This is a genomic window from Mycobacterium sp. TH-M15 (assembly GCF_057473705.1).
The window spans coordinates 1-2,837 of the sequence record NZ_JBYCLB010000437.1; the positions used below are offsets into that span (position 1 = coordinate 1).

At 71.8% G+C, this 2,837-nt stretch carries 5 protein-coding genes and 1 pseudogene; 3 read left to right on the top strand and 3 right to left on the bottom strand.

All coding sequences use genetic code 11. The features are described from left to right. Positions 1–379, bottom strand: a 379-nt coding sequence (locus AC2VNT_RS10540; RefSeq protein WP_486946802.1) for an NmrA family NAD(P)-binding protein, incomplete at its 3' end; no start/stop codon positions are given. A gap of 101 nt (positions 380–480) precedes the next feature. Here AC2VNT_RS10540 and AC2VNT_RS10545 point away from each other — a divergent pair. The 3 genes from AC2VNT_RS10545 (at position 481) to AC2VNT_RS10555 (ending at position 2,181) form a co-directional block, all read left to right on the top strand. After that, positions 481–960 carry a MarR family winged helix-turn-helix transcriptional regulator gene (locus AC2VNT_RS10545; RefSeq protein WP_486946803.1) on the top strand — a complete coding sequence of 160 codons (480 nt, stop codon included), beginning with the start codon at positions 481–483 and terminating at the stop codon, positions 958–960. Positions 961–1,042: 82 nt separating this feature from the next. Continuing rightward, positions 1,043–1,900: a bifunctional methylenetetrahydrofolate dehydrogenase/methenyltetrahydrofolate cyclohydrolase gene (locus AC2VNT_RS10550; protein WP_486946804.1), complete on the top strand. Its 858-nt coding sequence runs from the start codon at positions 1,043–1,045 to the stop codon at positions 1,898–1,900. Continuing rightward, the gene (locus AC2VNT_RS10555) at positions 1,897–2,181 is read left to right on the top strand and encodes a DUF3017 domain-containing protein (RefSeq protein WP_486946805.1); all 285 of its coding nucleotides are present in this window, start codon (positions 1,897–1,899) and stop codon (positions 2,179–2,181) included. The genes AC2VNT_RS10550 and AC2VNT_RS10555 overlap by 4 nt, the downstream gene beginning before the upstream one ends. A 7-nt stretch (positions 2,182–2,188) precedes the next feature. Here the strand turns inward: AC2VNT_RS10555 and AC2VNT_RS10560 are convergent, their stop codons facing one another. Then, positions 2,189–2,638, bottom strand: coding sequence for a DUF732 domain-containing protein (locus AC2VNT_RS10560; protein ID WP_486946806.1), 450 nt, complete (start codon positions 2,636–2,638; stop codon positions 2,189–2,191). Positions 2,639–2,732: 94 nt separating this feature from the next. Further along, positions 2,733–2,837 (bottom strand): annotated as a pseudogene (locus tag AC2VNT_RS10565) (SAM-dependent methyltransferase); the annotation flags it as partial.

Consider the following 2,837-nt stretch of genomic DNA (forward strand, 5'->3'; position numbering starts at 1 on the left):
CTTCCAGCGTCGACCACACCACGTGGGCCACTCCGGCGTCGCGGGCGGCACGGGCGGCGTTGCCGGCCTGCGCCAGCTCCATCTCGGCCGAGGTGCGCCGGGCCTGGTCCTCCGGGCTGCGCTGGGCGAAGTAGTTGGTGACGACGAACACCCCGTGTACCCCATCGAACGCCTGTCGCAGGCTCGCTTCATCGTCGAGGTCCGCCTCGACGATCTGCGCCCCAGCCGCCGCCAGTGCCCGCGCGCTGGCCGAGTCGGCGCTGCGGGTCAGGGCGCGCAGCGCGAACTGGCGGTCCGGGTCGGCGAGGATGGCCCGGGCCAGTCCGCCGCCCTGTGCCCCGGTCGCCCCCACCACAGCAATCGTCTTCTGCTCGGTCATTGCGGCTCCCTTCGCCGATCAAGGTTGATGCATCAACCTAATTCCATCTCCACGATACCGATTTGAGTTGATGTGTCAACTTGCCGATTAGCATTGATTCCATGCCTGATGCACCATGGCTCGACCCGCAGCAGCAGCGTTCCTGGCGAAGCTTTCTGACGATGAGTCAGCAGCTGGTGCGTCACCTTGAGCGGCACTTGCAGCAGGAGGCCGGGCTCTCCTCGCCCGACTACGAGATCCTGGTCAACCTCTCCGAGGCGCCGGACGGGCGGATGCGCGCGTCCCAGCTGGGGGAGGTGACCGACTGGGAGAAGAGCCGACTCTCGCATCACCTGAGTCGGATGCAGCACCGCGGGCTGATCCGCCGTGAATCCCACGGCACCCGCTATCCCGACATCGTCTTGACCAGCGCCGGCCGATCCGCGATCGAGGCGGCCGCCCCGGCCCATGCGGCCCGGGTGCGCACGTTGTTCGTCGAGGTGCTCGGCCCCGACCGGCTAGCACAGATCAGCGCGGCCGCCGATGACGTGCTGGCTGCGATCGAGAAGCATCGACGTGAAGACCGGGCGGCCGACGGCTGAGCGGACAGGGCGCGGTGCCACCGGTGTACGTCGACCGCACCCTGCGCGAACCGGCCGTTCGCCCGGTGCCACAATGACGGGCGTGGGCGCGGTCACGTTGGACGGCAAGGTCACCCGGGACGAGATCTTCGTCGATCTCACCGCCCGGGTGGCGAAGCTGACCGAGGCGGGGCACACCCCCGGCCTGGGCACCATCCTGGTCGGCGACGACCCGGGATCGCATGCCTACGTGCGCGGCAAGCACAACGACTGCGCCAAGGTCGGCATCACCTCGATCCGTCGCGACCTGCCCGCCGACGTCAGCCCCGAGACGCTGAACGACACCATCGACGAGCTGAACGCCGACCCCGAGTGCACCGGCTACATCGTGCAGCTGCCGCTGCCCAAGCACCTCGACGAGAACGCCGCGCTGGAGCGCGTCGACCCGGCCAAGGACGCCGACGGGCTGCACCCGACCAACCTGGGCCGGCTGGTGCTCGGCACCCCCGGGCCGCTGCCGTGCACCCCGCGCGGCATCGTGCACCTGCTGCGCCGCTACCACATCGAGATCGCCGGCGCGCACGTGGTGATCATCGGCCGCGGGGTGACGGTCGGGCGTCCGCTGAGCCTGCTGCTGAGCCGCCGGTCGGAGAACGCCACCGTGACCGTCTGCCACACCAGGACCCGTGACCTGGCCGCGCTGACCCGGCAGGCCGATATCGTGGTGGCCGGGGTGGGGGTGCCGCACATGCTCACCGCCGACATGGTCCGGCCCGGCGCCGCGGTGGTCGACGTCGGGGTCAGCCGCACCGCCGACGGGCTGGTGGGCGACGTGCACCCGGATGTCTGGGAGGTCGCCGGGCACGTGTCGCCCAATCCCGGCGGGGTGGGTCCGCTGACCCGGGCGTTCCTGCTCGCCAACGTGGTGGAGCGGGTCGAGGGCGCCGGGAGCCCGGTATGACCCGGGCCCGGCAGCTGGTAGCGGCGCAGTGGCCGATCCTGCTGGTCGGGGTGATCTTCGTGGCGGCGTTCGGCTTGGTGGCGGCCGGGTTCTGGCGCCGCGGTGCGGTGCTGCTCGGTATCGGAGTGGGTACCGCGGCCGCGCTGCGGCTGGTGCTCTCCGACGACCGGGCCAGCCTGCTGGTGGTGCGCTATAAGCGGCTCGACTTCGCCACCATGACGACGCTGGCGGCCACCATCCTCTACATCGCCAAGACCATCGACCCGCTCGGCACCCGCTGAGCCGCCGTCACAGGCCGGGAATGCCACCGGGCAGGCCGGGGATGCCACCGGGCAGGCCCGGGATGGCGGGGATTCCGCGGCCGGGGCCGGCCAGCTCCGGCGGCACGGTCGGCGTCTGGCCGTTGGCGACCTCGGCCAGCATCTGCGGGCAGTACGCGTCCACCGCCGCCTCGGCGAACATCTCGGCCAGCTCCGGCGACATGCCGCCGTCGCTGCCGGTCAGGCCGGAGACGACGGAGAGCAGCGACCCGGCGGGCTGGGTCAGCATCGGGCAGACCGACTGGCCCAGCGCGGCCGTCGCCGCCGGGTTGCTGACGTCGATGCCGGTGCCGCCCAGCGAGTTGAGGAACGCATCGTCGGCCGGGTCGGCCTGCGCGGGCGCCGACCAGGCGAGCGTGCCGGCCAGACCGGCGCCGGCGGTCACCGTCAGCGCGCGCGACGTCCAGTGGTTGCGCATAAGTCCCTCCCCGGGTCCCTCCCGGGCGAGCGCCGGGTGTTGGCGCCATGGTACGGATCTGCACACGGTGCCGCCATGACCGCCAGTCAGGCCGTCAGCGGCCCAGCGTGGCCCGGACGCAGACCGTCACATACGGCAGTGCCAGGCCGGTGCTGCCGGCCAGCGCCGGATGGGTGGCCAGCAGGTCGCGGACCCGGTC

Bases quoted from the DNA above. Each gene is read 5' to 3' on its own strand.
- AC2VNT_RS10560 (WP_486946806.1), bottom strand. From the start codon at position 2,638: ATGCGCAACCACTGGACGTCGCGCGCGCTGACGGTGACCGCCGGCGCC.
- AC2VNT_RS10555 (WP_486946805.1), top strand. From the start codon at position 1,897: ATGACCCGGGCCCGGCAGCTGGTAGCGGCGCAGTGGCCGATCCTGCTG.
- AC2VNT_RS10545 (WP_486946803.1), top strand. From the start codon at position 481: ATGCCTGATGCACCATGGCTCGACCCGCAGCAGCAGCGTTCCTGGCGA.